We start from the raw sequence: 12,393 nt of genomic DNA on the forward strand, positions 1-12,393 counted from the left end.
GCGAACGCGCCACCTGAGCAGGAGAGACATGCATGACCGATACCGGCCCCTTCGTTCGCGCGGATGTCCGCGGGTTCCTCGACTATCTGAACAACGTGCCGGGGCCGAAGATGCACGAGCAATCGGCGGCGGACGCGCGCGCGGTATATTACGCGATGAAGGACGTGGCCGATCCGCCGGTGGGCGAGCTGGCGGTCATCAAGGACCTGTCGATCCCCGGCCCCGGCGGCGCGATCCCGGCGCGGCTGTTCGACGTGCGAGAGGCGCGCGCGCCGGGGCCGGTGGTGGTCTTCTATCACGGCGGCGGGTTCGTGATCGGCGACATCGACACGCATGCCAGCTTCACCGCGGAGATGTCGCGCCAGCTCGACCTGCCGGTCGTGAGCGTCGACTACCGGCTGGCGCCCGAGGCCAGATGGCCCGCGGCACCCGACGATTGCGAGGCGGCGGCACGCTGGGTCGCGGGCAACCCGGCGGAGCTGGGGCGGACCGCGACCTCGCTGGTGCTGTCGGGCGACAGCGCGGGCGGCAACCTGACCATCGTCGTGGCGATGGCGCTGCGCGACGATCCCGCGGCGGTGCCGGTGGTGGTGCAGGCGCCGATCTATCCGGCGGCGGACATGGCGAAGGAATATCCGTCCTTCAACGACTTCGCCGACGGCTTTCTGCTGACGCGCGAAGGTATGATCTGGTTCGGCGAGCATTATGCCGCCGATCCGGCGCATCCGCGATCCTCGCCGCTGGCGGGCGAGCTGAAGGGGCTGCCGCCCGCGGTCGTCATCACCGCCAGCCTGGACCCGATCCGCGACCAGGGGCGCGCCTATGCCGCCGCGCTGGCGCTGGCGGGGGTGCCGGTGACGTTCCGCGAGGCGCAGGGCATCGTCCACGGCTTCATCACGCTGCGTCAGGCGATCCCCTCCGCGCAGGGCGACGTGGCGGGGTATCTGACCGCGGTGAAGGCGGCGATCGTCGAGGCGGAAGCGCAGCGGGTGATGGCGCAGGCGGCCGGGTGACGTTAGGAGGCGGGGCATGACCGATCCTGCCCCGCTCCCCTACCGCCCCTGCGCGGGTGTCATGCTGATGAACCGCGACGGCCGCATCTTCGTCGGCCAGCGGCTCGATAACGTGCTGGAGGCATGGCAGATGCCGCAGGGCGGCGTCGATCCGGGCGAGGAGGCGCGCGATGCCGCGGTGCGCGAGCTTCGGGAGGAGACCGGCGTCACCGCGGACAAGGTGACGCTGGTGGCGGAGGCGCCGGGCGAGTTCGTCTACGACCTGCCGCCCGAGATGATCGGGAAGGTGTGGAAGGGGAAATATCGCGGCCAGGTGCAGCGCTGGTTCCTGTTCCGCTTCGACGGGGAGGACGGCGACATCGACATCCGGACCGAACATCCCGAATTCCGCGCCTGGCGCTGGGCCGACGCGGCGGACCTGCCGCACCTGATCGTGCCCTTCAAGAAAAAGCTCTATGAGGATGTGATCGCGGCCTTTTCCGAGTATCTGCCCACCGCGTGACGATGCTGCCGAGCCTTTTGATCCTGTCCGCGGCGCAGGTGACGCCGCCGCCGCTGGAGGTGCCCGCCCCGACGCTGGGTCCGGTGGAGGTGGCGCTGGCCCCGGTGCCCCCGCCCGAGATTCCGCCCGAGGTCCGCGCCATGCTGGACGCCGCGATGCAGACCGGCGACGAGAGCGGGGTCGACACGATCGTCAAATATGCGCGCGTCGCCGATCCGGGGTCGGGCGACCTCGTCCTGCGCCGCGCCACCGACTGGCGCGAGGCACGGGCCCGCGCGCGCGACCAGCGCGTGCGCCGCGCCGGGGTGCTGGAATTGTGGAGCGGGCGGGTCGAGGCGGGCGGCTTCTCCTCCTCCGGCAATACCGAGGTCACCGGGCTGACCGGCACGCTGGACCTGACGCGCGAGGGGCTGCGCTGGCGGCACCGTCTGCTGGCGCAGGCCGATTTCCAGCGAACGGCGGGCGTCACCAGCCGCGAACGCTACGTCGCGGCCTATCAGCCCAATTACAAGATCAACGACCGCGGCTATATCTACGGCAACGCGCAATATGAGGCGGATCGTTTCCTGGGCTACGACAACCGCTATTCGGTGTCGGCCGGGGCGGGTTACGGCGTGCTGCGGCGCAGCGGGCTGACCGCGGATGTCGAGCTGGGGCCGGCGTTTCGCCAGACCGATTTCACCGACGACACGATGCAGCGCAGCCTGGCGGTGCGCGGCAGCCTGGACCTCGACTGGACGCTGATGAGCGGGCTGGTCGTGACGCAGGATGCCGCGCTGTACCTGGAGCGGTACAACAGCACGGTGCGAAGCGTCTCGGCGATCGAGGCGAAGCTGCTGGGACCGCTCTCCGCACGACTGTCCTATACGGTGCAATATGAAAGCGCGCCGACCGCAGGGCGCGTGCCGACCGACCGCACCAGCCGGGCGTCGCTGGTCTATGCCTTCTGACGGTTCCGTTCGGGCGACGGGGCCGCTAGGCTGACGCACATGGATCAACTTTCCACGAACGAACGCGCCGCCGTCGAGCGGATCGACGCGCCCGCGATGCTGGCCCGGGTCGAGCGCTGGGCGGCGGTGAACAGCGGCACGCGCCACGTCGCGGGCTGTGCGACGATGGCGGGGCTGCTGGCGGATGCCTTCGCCGCGCTGCCGGGCGAGGTGAGGCTGGTCGAGCCGGCGGCGGCGCACAGCGTGGGCGCGGACGGCGTCGTCTCCGCGCTGGAGCATGGCCGCCACCTGCACCTGAGCGTGCGCCCCGACGCGGCGGTGCGGGTGCTGCTGACGGGGCATATGGATACGGTCTATCCGGTCGATCACCCCTTCCAGACGGTGGCGTGGCGCGAGCCGGGCGTGCTGGGCGGTCCCGGCGTAGCGGATATGAAGGGCGGGCTGGCGCTGATGCTGGAGGCGCTGCTGGCGATCGAGGCGTCGGATTGCGCGATCGGCTATGACGTGGTCATCAATTCGGACGAGGAGACCGGCTCCTTCTCCTCCGCCGCGCTGCTGGCGGAGGCGGCGCGCGGCAAGGTCGCGGCGCTCACCTACGAGCCGTCGCTGCCCGACGGGACGCTGGCGGGAGCGCGCGGCGGCACGGGCAATTTCTCGATCATCGTGCGCGGGCGCGCGGCCCATGCCGGGCGCAATCCGGAGGATGGACGCAACGCGGTCGCCGCGGCGGCGGCCCTGGCGGTGCGGCTGCACGCCGCGCGCTCGCCACGGCTGGCGGTGAACCCGGCGCGGGTCGATGGCGGCGGGCCGAACAACGTCGTCCCCGACCTGGCGATCCTGCGCATCAACTTCCGCCCCAGGGATGCCGACGAGATCGCGCGCGCCGGTGACATGATCCGCGACACGGTGGCGGCGGTGACGGCGGAATATGACGTCGCGATCGAGGTGCACGGCGGGTTCAACCGCCCGCCCAAGCCGATCGACGCCGGCGCCGCGCGCCTCTTCGCCACGGTCCGCGATGCGGGCGCGGCGCTGGGTCAGGCGATCGCGTGGCGCGACACCGGCGGAGTGTGCGACGGCAACAACATCGCCGCCTGCGGCGTGCCCGTGGTCGACACGATGGGCGCGCGCGGCGGGGCGATCCATTCGAGCGAGGAGTTCCTGATCGTGGACAGTCTGGGCGAGCGCGCGGCGCTCTCCGCGGTGACGCTGCTGCGGATCGCGGCCGGGGGGATGGCATGACGTTCGTGGTGCGTGCGGCGCAGGACGACGACCTGCGCCACCTGTACGAAATGGCGAAGCTGACCGGCGGCGGGTTCACCAACCTGCCCGCGGATCGCACCGCGCTGACCAACAAGCTGGCGCTGAGCCGCGCCGCCTTCGGGCGCGACGATACGACGCTGGCGGATGAGCATTTCGTGCTGATGCTCGAGAATACCGCCAACGGCGAGGTGCGCGGGACGAGCCAGCTCATCACGCACGTCGGGCAGAAGCATCCCTTCTACAGCTATCGCATCGGCACGCTGACGCAGCACAGCCGCGAGCTGGAGCGGACGTTCCGCGCGGAGATGCTGTCGCTGACCACCGATCTGGAGGGGGCGAGCGAGGTCGGCGGGCTGTTCCTCCACCCCGGCGAGCGCGCCGGCGGGCTCGGGCTGCTGCTGGCGCGCAGCCGCTACCTGTTCATCCGCGCGCACCGGCCGCGCTTCGCGGACCGGGTGCTGGCGGAGCTTCGCGGCGTGATCGACGAGGCGGGGGGCTCGCCGTTCTGGGACGGTCTGGCGGGGCGCTTCTTCGGGATGAATTTTCAGGCCGCGGACGAGTTCAACGCCATCAACGGGCATCAGTTCATCGCCGACCTGATGCCCAAGCATCCGATCTATACCGCGATGCTGTCGGAGACGGCGCGCGCGGCGATCGGGATGCCGCATCCGTCGGGACGCGCGGCGATGAGAATGCTGGAAAACGAGGGCTTTGCCTTCGAAAGCTATATCGACATCTTCGATGGCGGGCCGACCATGACTGCGCGCACCGACCAGGTCCGCACGATCAAGGAGGCGCGCGACGGCACGGTCGCCGCGGTCGGCGACGTCCCCGGCGGGACCGAGGCGCTGGTGGCGACCGGGCGGCTGACCGCGTTCCGCTGCGCTTATGGTCAGGTCCATGGCGACGGCGACCGCGTGACGCTGTCGTCCGCCGCGGCGCAGGCGCTGGGGGTGGAGCCCGGTGAGACGATCAGCTGGATCGGGCGGATATGAGCGAGCTGCGCGAGATCAATTTCGACGGGATCGTGGGGCCGAGCCACAATTATGCGGGCCTCAGCCCCGGCAATCTGGCCGCGACGGGCAACGCCGGCGCGGCGTCGCATCCGCGTGCCGCGGCGCTTCAGGGCGTGGCGAAGATGCGCGCCAATCTGGCGCTGGGGCTGGTGCAGGGGGTGTTCGTCCCCCACCCCCGCCCCGACCATGCGTGGCTGGCGACGCTGCACACGAACTTCGCCGATGCCGATACCTTCCTGAAGGCGCGGGCGCTGTCGGCCTCCGCGATGTGGGCGGCGAATGCGGCCACCGTGTCGCCCGCGCCGGACTGCGGCGACGGGCGCTGTCACCTGACCGTCGCCAATCTGGTGACGATGCCGCATCGCAGCCACGAATGGCCCGCGACGCTCGCGCAACTGCGCCTCGCCTTCGCCGATCCGGCGTTCGCGGTGCACGCCCCCATCCCCGCCCCGTTCGGCGACGAAGGGGCGGCGAACCACATGCGGCTGGCCGACCGGCACGGCGCGGGCGGTATCGAGCTGTTCGTCTATGGCAGCGGGGGCGGCCCCTTCCCCGCGCGCCAGCATCTGGAGGCATGCCGCGCGGTGGCGCGCGCGCACCGGCTCGATCCCGCACGCGTGCTGTACGTCGAGCAATCCCCGCAGGCGATCGCCGCGGGCGCGTTTCACAACGACGTGGTCGCGGTGGCGAACGAGCGCATTCTGTTCGCGCATGAGCAGGCGTTCGCCGATCGCGACGCGACCCATGCCGCGATCCGCGCGCTGATGCCCGAGGTGGAGATCGTCGAGGTGCCCGCCGCGGCGGTGTCGCTGGCGGATGCGATCGGCTCGTATCTGTTCAATGCGCAACTGGTGACGCCCGCGGACGGCGCGCCGACGCTGATCGTCCCGGGCGAGGCGTGCGACAATGCGCGCGTGTGGCAGTGGTTGCAGGGGCATCTCGCCGGCAACGGCGCGATCCGCCGGGTCGAGGTGGTCGACGTGCGCGAGTCGATGGCCAATGGCGGCGGGCCCGCGTGCCTGCGGCTGCGCGTGGTGGCGGACCCCGCGACGATCGACCCGCGCTTCCTGGTGGACGATGCCAGGCTGGACCGGATAGCCGACGTGATCGAGCGTCATTGGCCCGAGACGATCCAGGCGGAGGCGATCGGCGATCCGGCGCTGATCGCACGGATCGAGACGGCGCATCGGGCGCTGCTGGAGGCGATGGAGCTGGCGGAGCTGCTGGACTGACGATGCCGCCGCCGCCGGAGGGACTGCGCCGACCCCGGTTCCACGGATGACACTCTTGCAAAGGTCCCGCCTCCGCCGGGGTCGGGTGGGCGGGTTGCGCGCGATGAAGCTGTCGGTCCCGATGGCGCCCCCGCCCCTTCGACGAGCGGGACATGGCGGGCGAGAGGCGGTACACCTGTCGAATTAACTGACAGGTAACCATGAGCGATGGCGAAGGATCGACGTATTTCCGCCCCTGGCACGCTCCTTGCGATGTTGCGGGGCATGTGGACCCGCCTCGCCCGCCTGTTCGTCATCAAGACCCGGTTCGAGGCGTTCCTCGTGATCTACGCGCTCGGAGCGGGCGCGGTGGAGCGGGGGATGGGGTATCTCCATCGCTTTCCGGGGACGCAGGGCTGGATCCTGTTCCTCGCCTGCACCGCCGCGGTGTTCATGGCCGGGGGCAAGATCCTCGACGCGGTGACCTACGAACAGGAACGGGCGGGCTGACGCTACGATAGAACCGCGCGGCATACCGCACGCGCGAACGCCTCTTGATACGTTGTAACATTTCTTTATCAGGCGGGGCGATCATGGAGTCGCCGATGAAAACCTTGCTGCTCGCCGCTGTCGCCCCCCTCGCCCTTGCCCCGGTCACCGTCGCCCTGCCCGCCGCCGCGCAGGACGCGCGACAGGCCGACCCGCACCGTTCCGACGACATCATCGTCTCCGCGCCGATCCGGCAGAGCGAGGCGGACGTGCTCCAGGGGACCTCGGTGCTGGCGGGCGAGAACCTGACGCGCGAACTGCGCTCCACCATCGGCGAGACGCTGGCGCGGCTGCCGGGCGTGTCCTCCACCTCGTTCGGTCCGAACGCGTCGCGCCCGATCCTGCGCGGTTTCCAGGGCGACCGCATCCGCGTGCTGACCGACGGGATCGGCTCGATCGACGTGTCCAACACCTCGGTCGACCATGCCGTCATCATCGATCCGCTGCTGTCGGAACGGGTCGAGGTGCTGCGCGGGCCGGCGGCGCTGCTGTACGGCTCGTCCGCGGTGGGCGGCGTGGTCAACGTGGTCGACCGGCGTATCCCGCGCTCGCTGCCGGAGAAGGGCTACCGCGTCGACGCGATCGCCAATTACGGCAGCGCGGCCGACGAGCGGTCGGTCGCGGGGTCGGCCGAGGCGGTCGTGGCGGGGCCGCTGGTGCTCCACGTCGACGGCTCCTACCTGAAGGCGGACGACCTGCGCATCGGCGGCTTCGTGCTGTCGCGGCAGGCGCGGCGTGAGGCGCTCGCCTCGGTCGGGGCGCCGCAGCCCGGTGCCGACGAGCCGATCGACTTCGCTGCCAATGCCGCGCTGCGCGGCCGGCTGCCCAATACCGCGGCGGAGACGTGGACCGCGGGCGCGGGCGCGGCGATCGTCACCGATGGCGGGACGCTGGGCGTCTCCTATGGTCATTACGACAGCCTGTACGGCCTGCCGGTGCGCTATGCGACGCAGCCGGGCCAGGAACAGGAAGCGCCGCGGCTGGACGTGGTGCAGAACCGCTACGACCTGCGCGCGGAGGTGACTCCGCACGGCAGCGTGATCGACGCGATCCGCTTGCGCGCGGCGCACGCCAACTATCGCCATTTCGAACTGGAAGAGGACGGCGCGGTCGGCACCGCCTTCTATAACAAGGGTCTGGAGGGCCGGCTGGAGGTCGTCCAGGCGAAGCGCGGCGGCTGGCAGGGTGCGAGCGGCGCGCAATATTTCAGCCGCGCGTTCAACGTGGTCGGCGACGAAGCCTTCCTGCCGCGCAACGACACCCAACAGGTCGGGCTCTTCACGCTGCAGCAATATGACGACGGCCGCTTCAAGGCCGAGGGCGGCGTGCGCTACGAGAATACGGTGCTGAGCGGAAAGCCGCTGAACGACGACCGCGGTTTCTTCGCGGGGCAGCGCCGGTTCGATACGTGGTCCGGCTCGATCGGCGCGGGCTATGCGCTGGCGGACGGGGTGCGGATCGGGCTGAACGGCTCGCGCACCGAGCGCGCGCCGTCCGCGGAGGAACTGTTCGCCAACGGTCCGCACGCCGGTACGCAGGCGTACGAGCTCGGCAATCCCGACTTCCGCGCGGAGAAGTCGTGGGGGCTGGAAGCGACGTTCCATGCGCACAGCGACACGTTCAGCCTGGATGCGTCGGCCTATTACAACTGGTTCGACGACTACATCTACGAGACGCGCGTCGCCGATGCCGTGTGCGAGGCAGCGACGCCGTCGGGCGACATCGATGGCCTGCCCTGCTTCCAGTACAGCCAGGCGAAGGCGCGCTACTACGGGTTCGAGGCGGATGCCTCCGCGCGGCTGGCGACGGTCGGCGCGCACACGATCACCGCGGACCTGATGGGCGATTACGTCCACGCGACCGTCGTCGATCGCAGCCCCGTGCCGCGCATCCCGCCGCTGCGCGTGCTGGGCGGGCTGGAGGCGCGCAGCGACACCAGCAGCGCACGGGTCGAGGTGGAACATGCCTTCGCCCAGCGCCGCGTGGCGCCGCTGGAGACGACGACGGACGGCTATACGATGGTCAATGCGTCGCTGTCGTTCCGGCCGTGGGGATCCGGCGACCGGCGCAGCATCCTGCTGGCGGCGAACAATATCTTCGACGTCGAGGCGCGGCGGTCGACGAGCGTGCTGAAGGATTTCGCGCCGCTGGCGGGACGCGACATCCGCGTGACGCTGCGAGTGGGAATCTGACCGTCGTTCCCGCCTCCGCGGGGATGACGGAGGGGGGGAGCGGGGTGCCCCTCCCCACAGGCCTCGCGAAGGAAGCGGGCCCCCGGCTCAAGGCCGGGGTGACGGGGCCGTCAGCGTGCCGGCACCGTCAGCGCATCCGCGCTGGCGTCGCCCAGGTCGTTGCCGCCGTCGACGTTCATGATGATGCCGGTGATGTATTTCGCCGCCGGGCTGGACAGGAACATCGCCGCCTCGGCGATATCGGCCTTGGTGCCGTAATCGCGCAGCGCCAGCGTCTTCTTGATCTTCGCCTCGCGCGCGGGATCGGCGAGGCGGCGCATCCCCTCGGTATCCGCGATCGGACCGGGCGAGATGGCGTTGACGCGGACGCCCGCGGGCCCCCATTCCAGCGCCAGGCACTGGGTCACCATGTTGACCCCCGCCTTCGCCGCGCAGGCATGGATCTGATAGGGCGAGGGATGGACCGCCTGTCCCGCGGTGATCGCGATCAGCGACGCGCCCGGCTTGGTCAGATGGTCCCAGCTGGCGCGGAAGACGTTGAACGTGCCGAGCAGGTCGATGTCGATCACGGTCTTGAACGCATTGGCGCTGACGCCGAGCGCGGGCGCGAGGAAATTGCCCGCCGCCCCCGATACCAGCACGTCGACCGGGCCGTGCGCGGCCACCGCCTGCGTGAAGGCGGCCTCCAGCCCGGCATAGTCGCGCACGTCGCAGGCGATGCCGAGCGCGGTGGCGCCGGTATCGCGAATGCCCTGCGCCGCCGCCTCGATCTTTTCCGCGCTCCGGCTGAGGATCGTCACCTTCGCGCCGGCCGCCGCGAAGGCGTGCGCGATCTCCAGGTTGATGCCGCTGGATGCACCGGCCACGAACACGTGCCGGCCGCCGAAATCGCCCATCATCGCTCTCCCTTTACGTCGGTAAAGGATGCCGCGTCGCGCGGCGGGGCGCAAGTCGATCGTTTTAGAAACCGCGCTTCACTGGATGGTACGGGCGGTCGGACTCGAACCGACATGTATTGCTACGGCGGATTTTGAGTCCGCTGCGTCTACCATTCCGCCACGCCCGCGTGAAGGAGCGCGCGCCTTGCCACGACTGTGGCCCGCGCGTCCAGAGGGGAGTTGGCGCGACCGGCTCCAGGCGGCCCTCAGCGGCCGGCCCCGCCGTCATCCTGGATCAGATCGGGGTCGATGGCATGATCGAACGCGATCCCGGCGCGTCCCTCGGTCTGCCAGACGACACGGCCCGGCACCCAGCCGGCCTGCGGCAACTCGACCTCGACCGCGCTGTCCGGCGCGATCGCGTGCGGCAGTTCCACCATCAACCCGCCGGCGGAAAAGTTGCGGACCCGGACCTCGAAACCGTCATGACCCACCAGCCGCAGCTGGGCGATGGCGAAAACGCTGCGGCGACCGCCGACGGGGTCGGCTGCTGGTGTGGACTCATTGAACACGTCTCGGTCGATTCGTCCCATTGCTCTCACCGCGGATTCCATGGCGGTCGAGTAACGCGTTCCTGGTAAACACGAAATTAAACCCGCGCCGATTCGCGACGAAGCGCCTCAATCGTCCCGTGAAATCTTCTCGTTACGCTCGTGACGCTCCTGCGCCTCGACCGTCATGGTCGCGATCGGGCGCGCTTCGAGCCGGCCGAGGCTGATCGGCTCGCCGGTGACCTCGCAATAGCCGTACTCGCCCTCGTCGAGGCGGCGCAGTGCCGCGTCGATCTTCGAGATGAGCTTGCGCTGGCGGTCGCGCGTGCGCAGCTCCAGCGACCAGTCGGTCTCGCTCGACGCGCGGTCGCTGAGATCCGATTCCCGCAGCGAGTCGAGCTGAAGCTGCGACAGCGTGCCGAGCGATTCGCGCAGGATCGCCTCCTTCCACGCGAGCAGCTTGGCCCGAAAATATGCCTGTTGCCGCGGATTCATGAACGGCTCGTCGGCGCCGGGACGATAGCCGTCCCCGGCATCGTTAGCAGGCACCGTCATTCCGCCGAGACCATTGTCGATATCCGCCACCGCCGTTGCCATGACCATCTCCCGTCCCCCGAAGCCGCTCCGCCGTTGTTCCTGACGGATGCGCTCCGGGCCGCGCCTATAGAGGGGCCGACGTGCCCCGACAAGCGAGTTGGCCGCCGGTCGCGTGCCGCCACCGCACAGGCGGCCGCCACCCGGACGACGCGGGGTCCCGCACAGTCGTGCGTCGCTCCGCTCATGATATCGCCCCATCGCGGGACGTTAACCATATCGTCCTACGCCGTCCCGGATGAATGCAGGCTGCACGATCCGTAATGGTGGTTAACGCCCTTGCACTTAATCCTTTGTTTCGCACTTTGCCGGATGAGGACGACCTACCATCGTCCTTGATTCCACGGCGAAGCATCAGCGCCGTCAACGAAAGAACGACGTTATGTCCGTGCGCATGGCCCTTGCGAAACTTTGTGCCTGCACCTGCGGCGGCGCGCTGATCGGCGGCGGGGCCGTGCATGTCGCGGAGCGCAACCACGCGCGCACCGTCTATGCGAAGAAGGCGACGACGCGCGTCGTGCGCCGCGCCGTGGCGAGCAACGGCAGCAAGATGCGCCGGGTGGTCAAGGCGCGCGGCGCGGGCAGCTGCGCCGCGACGACGGTGACGATCGCGAGCCAGGGCGCGCCGGTGCCGGTGCCGATGCCCGCCGCGCCGGTCTATGCCGCGGCGGACAGCGGCCCGACCTTCGTCGGCGGCACCGGCGGCGGTTTCGGTGGCGGCTTCGGCGGAGGGGGCTTCGGCGGGGGCGGATTTTTCGCCGGCGGCTTCTTCGGCGGGTCGGGCGGCAGCTCGGGCAGCAGCGGCGGGATCGTCATCTCCTCGACGTCGAGCTCCAGCACGAGCGGGTCGAGCTCGACATCGTCTTCCGGCAACGTGTCGTCGTCGGGGAACGTCTCCTCCTCGTCGTCCGGGAACGTATCCAGCTCGACCAGCAGCTCCACGGGAGGCGCATCGGTGGTGATCGACAATTCGAACTCGAACACCAGCAACAACAACAATAGCAGCAACAACAGCAGCACGAACACGAACAACAATTCGAGCAACAGCAGCAGCAACAACACGAATACGAACAATAACTCGAACAGCAACAACAACAGCAACCAGCAGTCCCAGAATCAGGGCCAGAACCAGGGCCAGAATCAGGGTCAGGGTCAGGGTCAGGGTCAGGGTCAGGGTCAGGGCCAGAGCAGCACGTCGAGCACCTCCTCGTCCTCCTCGTCCTCCTCGTCCTACGGGTCCAGTTCGAAGGGCTGGGGATCGAGCCACGGCTGGTCGTCGAACGGCGGGTGGCAGTGCAACGGGGGATGCAAGCCGCCGTCGAGCAGCGGATCGAGCGGGTCGAGCAGCGGGTCGCCCGCGCCCGTACCGGCGCCGCCGATGATCCTGCTGTTCGGCGCGGCGGCGGCAGGACTGGTGGCGCGGCGGCGGTTCGCCAGGAAGTCCGCCGCGTAGCGGGCCATCGCCGACGTCGGGCACGGGAACGCCACGACCGGCTCGTGCGATACGACGACGTGACGTGACGTGGCAGGGCCTTCGCGGGACCTTTTGCAAAAGCCCCTTTTCTGTGCCCCGGCGGAGGCCGGGGCACAGCATCGGCACGCCCGTAAGATACTGAAACCGGGGGCCCAACTGGACCCCGGCCTTCGCGCGACCTTTGCAAAAGGCTCCCCCGT

General features: G+C 69.7%; 12 protein-coding genes and 1 tRNA gene. 9 read left to right on the top strand and 4 right to left on the bottom strand.

The annotated features are described in order from the left end of the window. The first annotated feature begins 32 nt into the window (after window positions 1-32). From PGN23_RS11940 to PGN23_RS11975, 8 genes are all read left to right on the top strand, one after another. Entirely contained in the window at window positions 33-1,013 is a 981-nt protein-coding gene (locus tag PGN23_RS11940; RefSeq protein WP_335303119.1) for an alpha/beta hydrolase, read from the top strand. 16 nt (window positions 1,014-1,029) lie between these two features. Then, window positions 1,030-1,515, top strand: coding sequence for an RNA pyrophosphohydrolase (locus tag PGN23_RS11945; protein ID WP_335303120.1), 486 nt, complete (start codon window positions 1,030-1,032; stop codon window positions 1,513-1,515). Between the two features lie 2 nt (window positions 1,516-1,517). Beyond that, window positions 1,518-2,465 carry a DUF481 domain-containing protein gene (locus PGN23_RS11950; protein ID WP_335303122.1) on the top strand — a complete coding sequence of 316 codons (948 nt, stop codon included), beginning with the start codon at window positions 1,518-1,520 and terminating at the stop codon, window positions 2,463-2,465. A 39-nt stretch (window positions 2,466-2,504) separates the two neighbouring features. Beyond that, on the top strand, window positions 2,505-3,707 hold the full coding sequence (locus PGN23_RS11955) for a hydrolase (RefSeq protein WP_335303123.1): 1,203 nt from the start codon (window positions 2,505-2,507) through the stop codon (window positions 3,705-3,707). Then, the gene (locus PGN23_RS11960; RefSeq protein WP_335303124.1) at window positions 3,704-4,723 is read left to right on the top strand and encodes an arginine N-succinyltransferase; all 1,020 of its coding nucleotides are present in this window, start codon (window positions 3,704-3,706) and stop codon (window positions 4,721-4,723) included. Before PGN23_RS11955 ends, PGN23_RS11960 begins: the two co-directional genes overlap by 4 nt. Next, window positions 4,720-5,976: an N-succinylarginine dihydrolase gene (locus PGN23_RS11965; RefSeq protein ID WP_335303125.1), complete on the top strand. Its 1,257-nt coding sequence runs from the start codon at window positions 4,720-4,722 to the stop codon at window positions 5,974-5,976. Before PGN23_RS11960 ends, PGN23_RS11965 begins: the two co-directional genes overlap by 4 nt. Before the next feature lie 264 nt (window positions 5,977-6,240). Then, a complete protein-coding gene (locus PGN23_RS11970) occupies window positions 6,241-6,465 on the top strand; it encodes a hypothetical protein (protein WP_335303126.1) in 225 nt (74 codons plus the stop codon). A 95-nt stretch (window positions 6,466-6,560) separates the two neighbouring features. Then, window positions 6,561-8,696: a TonB-dependent receptor gene (locus PGN23_RS11975; protein WP_335303127.1), complete on the top strand. Its 2,136-nt coding sequence runs from the start codon at window positions 6,561-6,563 to the stop codon at window positions 8,694-8,696. 110 nt (window positions 8,697-8,806) lie between these two features. On the opposite strand, the gene PGN23_RS11980 is transcribed toward PGN23_RS11975, so the two are convergent. The 4 genes from PGN23_RS11980 to dksA all read right to left on the bottom strand — a co-directional run bounded on the left by PGN23_RS11980 (window position 8,807) and on the right by dksA (window position 10,680). Then, entirely contained in the window at window positions 8,807-9,595 is a 789-nt protein-coding gene (locus tag PGN23_RS11980) for an SDR family oxidoreductase (RefSeq protein WP_335303128.1), read from the bottom strand. A gap of 83 nt (window positions 9,596-9,678) precedes the next feature. After that, a tRNA-Leu gene (locus tag PGN23_RS11985) sits at window positions 9,679-9,762 on the bottom strand. Window positions 9,763-9,840: 78 nt separating this feature from the next. Further along, window positions 9,841-10,167 (bottom strand): PilZ domain-containing protein, encoded by a 327-nt coding sequence (locus tag PGN23_RS11990; RefSeq protein ID WP_335303130.1) that lies wholly within the window; start codon window positions 10,165-10,167, stop codon window positions 9,841-9,843. Between the two features lie 87 nt (window positions 10,168-10,254). After that, window positions 10,255-10,680 carry an RNA polymerase-binding protein DksA gene (gene dksA / locus PGN23_RS11995; RefSeq protein WP_335304589.1) on the bottom strand — a complete coding sequence of 142 codons (426 nt, stop codon included), beginning with the start codon at window positions 10,678-10,680 and terminating at the stop codon, window positions 10,255-10,257. A 433-nt stretch (window positions 10,681-11,113) separates the two neighbouring features. On the opposite strand from dksA, the gene PGN23_RS12000 reads away from it, so the two are divergent. Beyond that, on the top strand, window positions 11,114-12,172 hold the full coding sequence (locus PGN23_RS12000; RefSeq protein ID WP_335304590.1) for a hypothetical protein: 1,059 nt from the start codon (window positions 11,114-11,116) through the stop codon (window positions 12,170-12,172). The last annotated feature ends 221 nt before the right edge of the window (window positions 12,173-12,393 follow it).

This window comes from Sphingomonas adhaesiva (genome assembly GCF_036946125.1).
Taxonomy (GTDB): domain Bacteria; phylum Pseudomonadota; class Alphaproteobacteria; order Sphingomonadales; family Sphingomonadaceae; genus Sphingomonas; species Sphingomonas adhaesiva_A.

Bases quoted from the DNA above. Each gene is read 5' to 3' on its own strand.
- PGN23_RS11975 (WP_335303127.1), top strand. From the start codon at position 6,561: ATGAAAACCTTGCTGCTCGCCGCTGTCGCCCCCCTCGCCCTTGCCCCG.
- PGN23_RS11945 (WP_335303120.1), top strand. From the start codon at position 1,030: ATGACCGATCCTGCCCCGCTCCCCTACCGCCCCTGCGCGGGTGTCATG.
- PGN23_RS11940 (WP_335303119.1), top strand. From the start codon at position 33: ATGACCGATACCGGCCCCTTCGTTCGCGCGGATGTCCGCGGGTTCCTC.
- PGN23_RS11990 (WP_335303130.1), bottom strand. From the start codon at position 10,167: ATGGGACGAATCGACCGAGACGTGTTCAATGAGTCCACACCAGCAGCC.
- PGN23_RS11950 (WP_335303122.1), top strand. From the start codon at position 1,518: ATGCTGCCGAGCCTTTTGATCCTGTCCGCGGCGCAGGTGACGCCGCCG.
- dksA (WP_335304589.1), bottom strand. From the start codon at position 10,680: ATGACGGTGCCTGCTAACGATGCCGGGGACGGCTATCGTCCCGGCGCC.
- PGN23_RS12000 (WP_335304590.1), top strand. From the start codon at position 11,114: ATGGCCCTTGCGAAACTTTGTGCCTGCACCTGCGGCGGCGCGCTGATC.
- PGN23_RS11955 (WP_335303123.1), top strand. From the start codon at position 2,505: ATGGATCAACTTTCCACGAACGAACGCGCCGCCGTCGAGCGGATCGAC.
- PGN23_RS11965 (WP_335303125.1), top strand. From the start codon at position 4,720: ATGAGCGAGCTGCGCGAGATCAATTTCGACGGGATCGTGGGGCCGAGC.
- PGN23_RS11970 (WP_335303126.1), top strand. From the start codon at position 6,241: ATGTGGACCCGCCTCGCCCGCCTGTTCGTCATCAAGACCCGGTTCGAG.
- PGN23_RS11980 (WP_335303128.1), bottom strand. From the start codon at position 9,595: ATGATGGGCGATTTCGGCGGCCGGCACGTGTTCGTGGCCGGTGCATCC.
- PGN23_RS11960 (WP_335303124.1), top strand. From the start codon at position 3,704: ATGACGTTCGTGGTGCGTGCGGCGCAGGACGACGACCTGCGCCACCTG.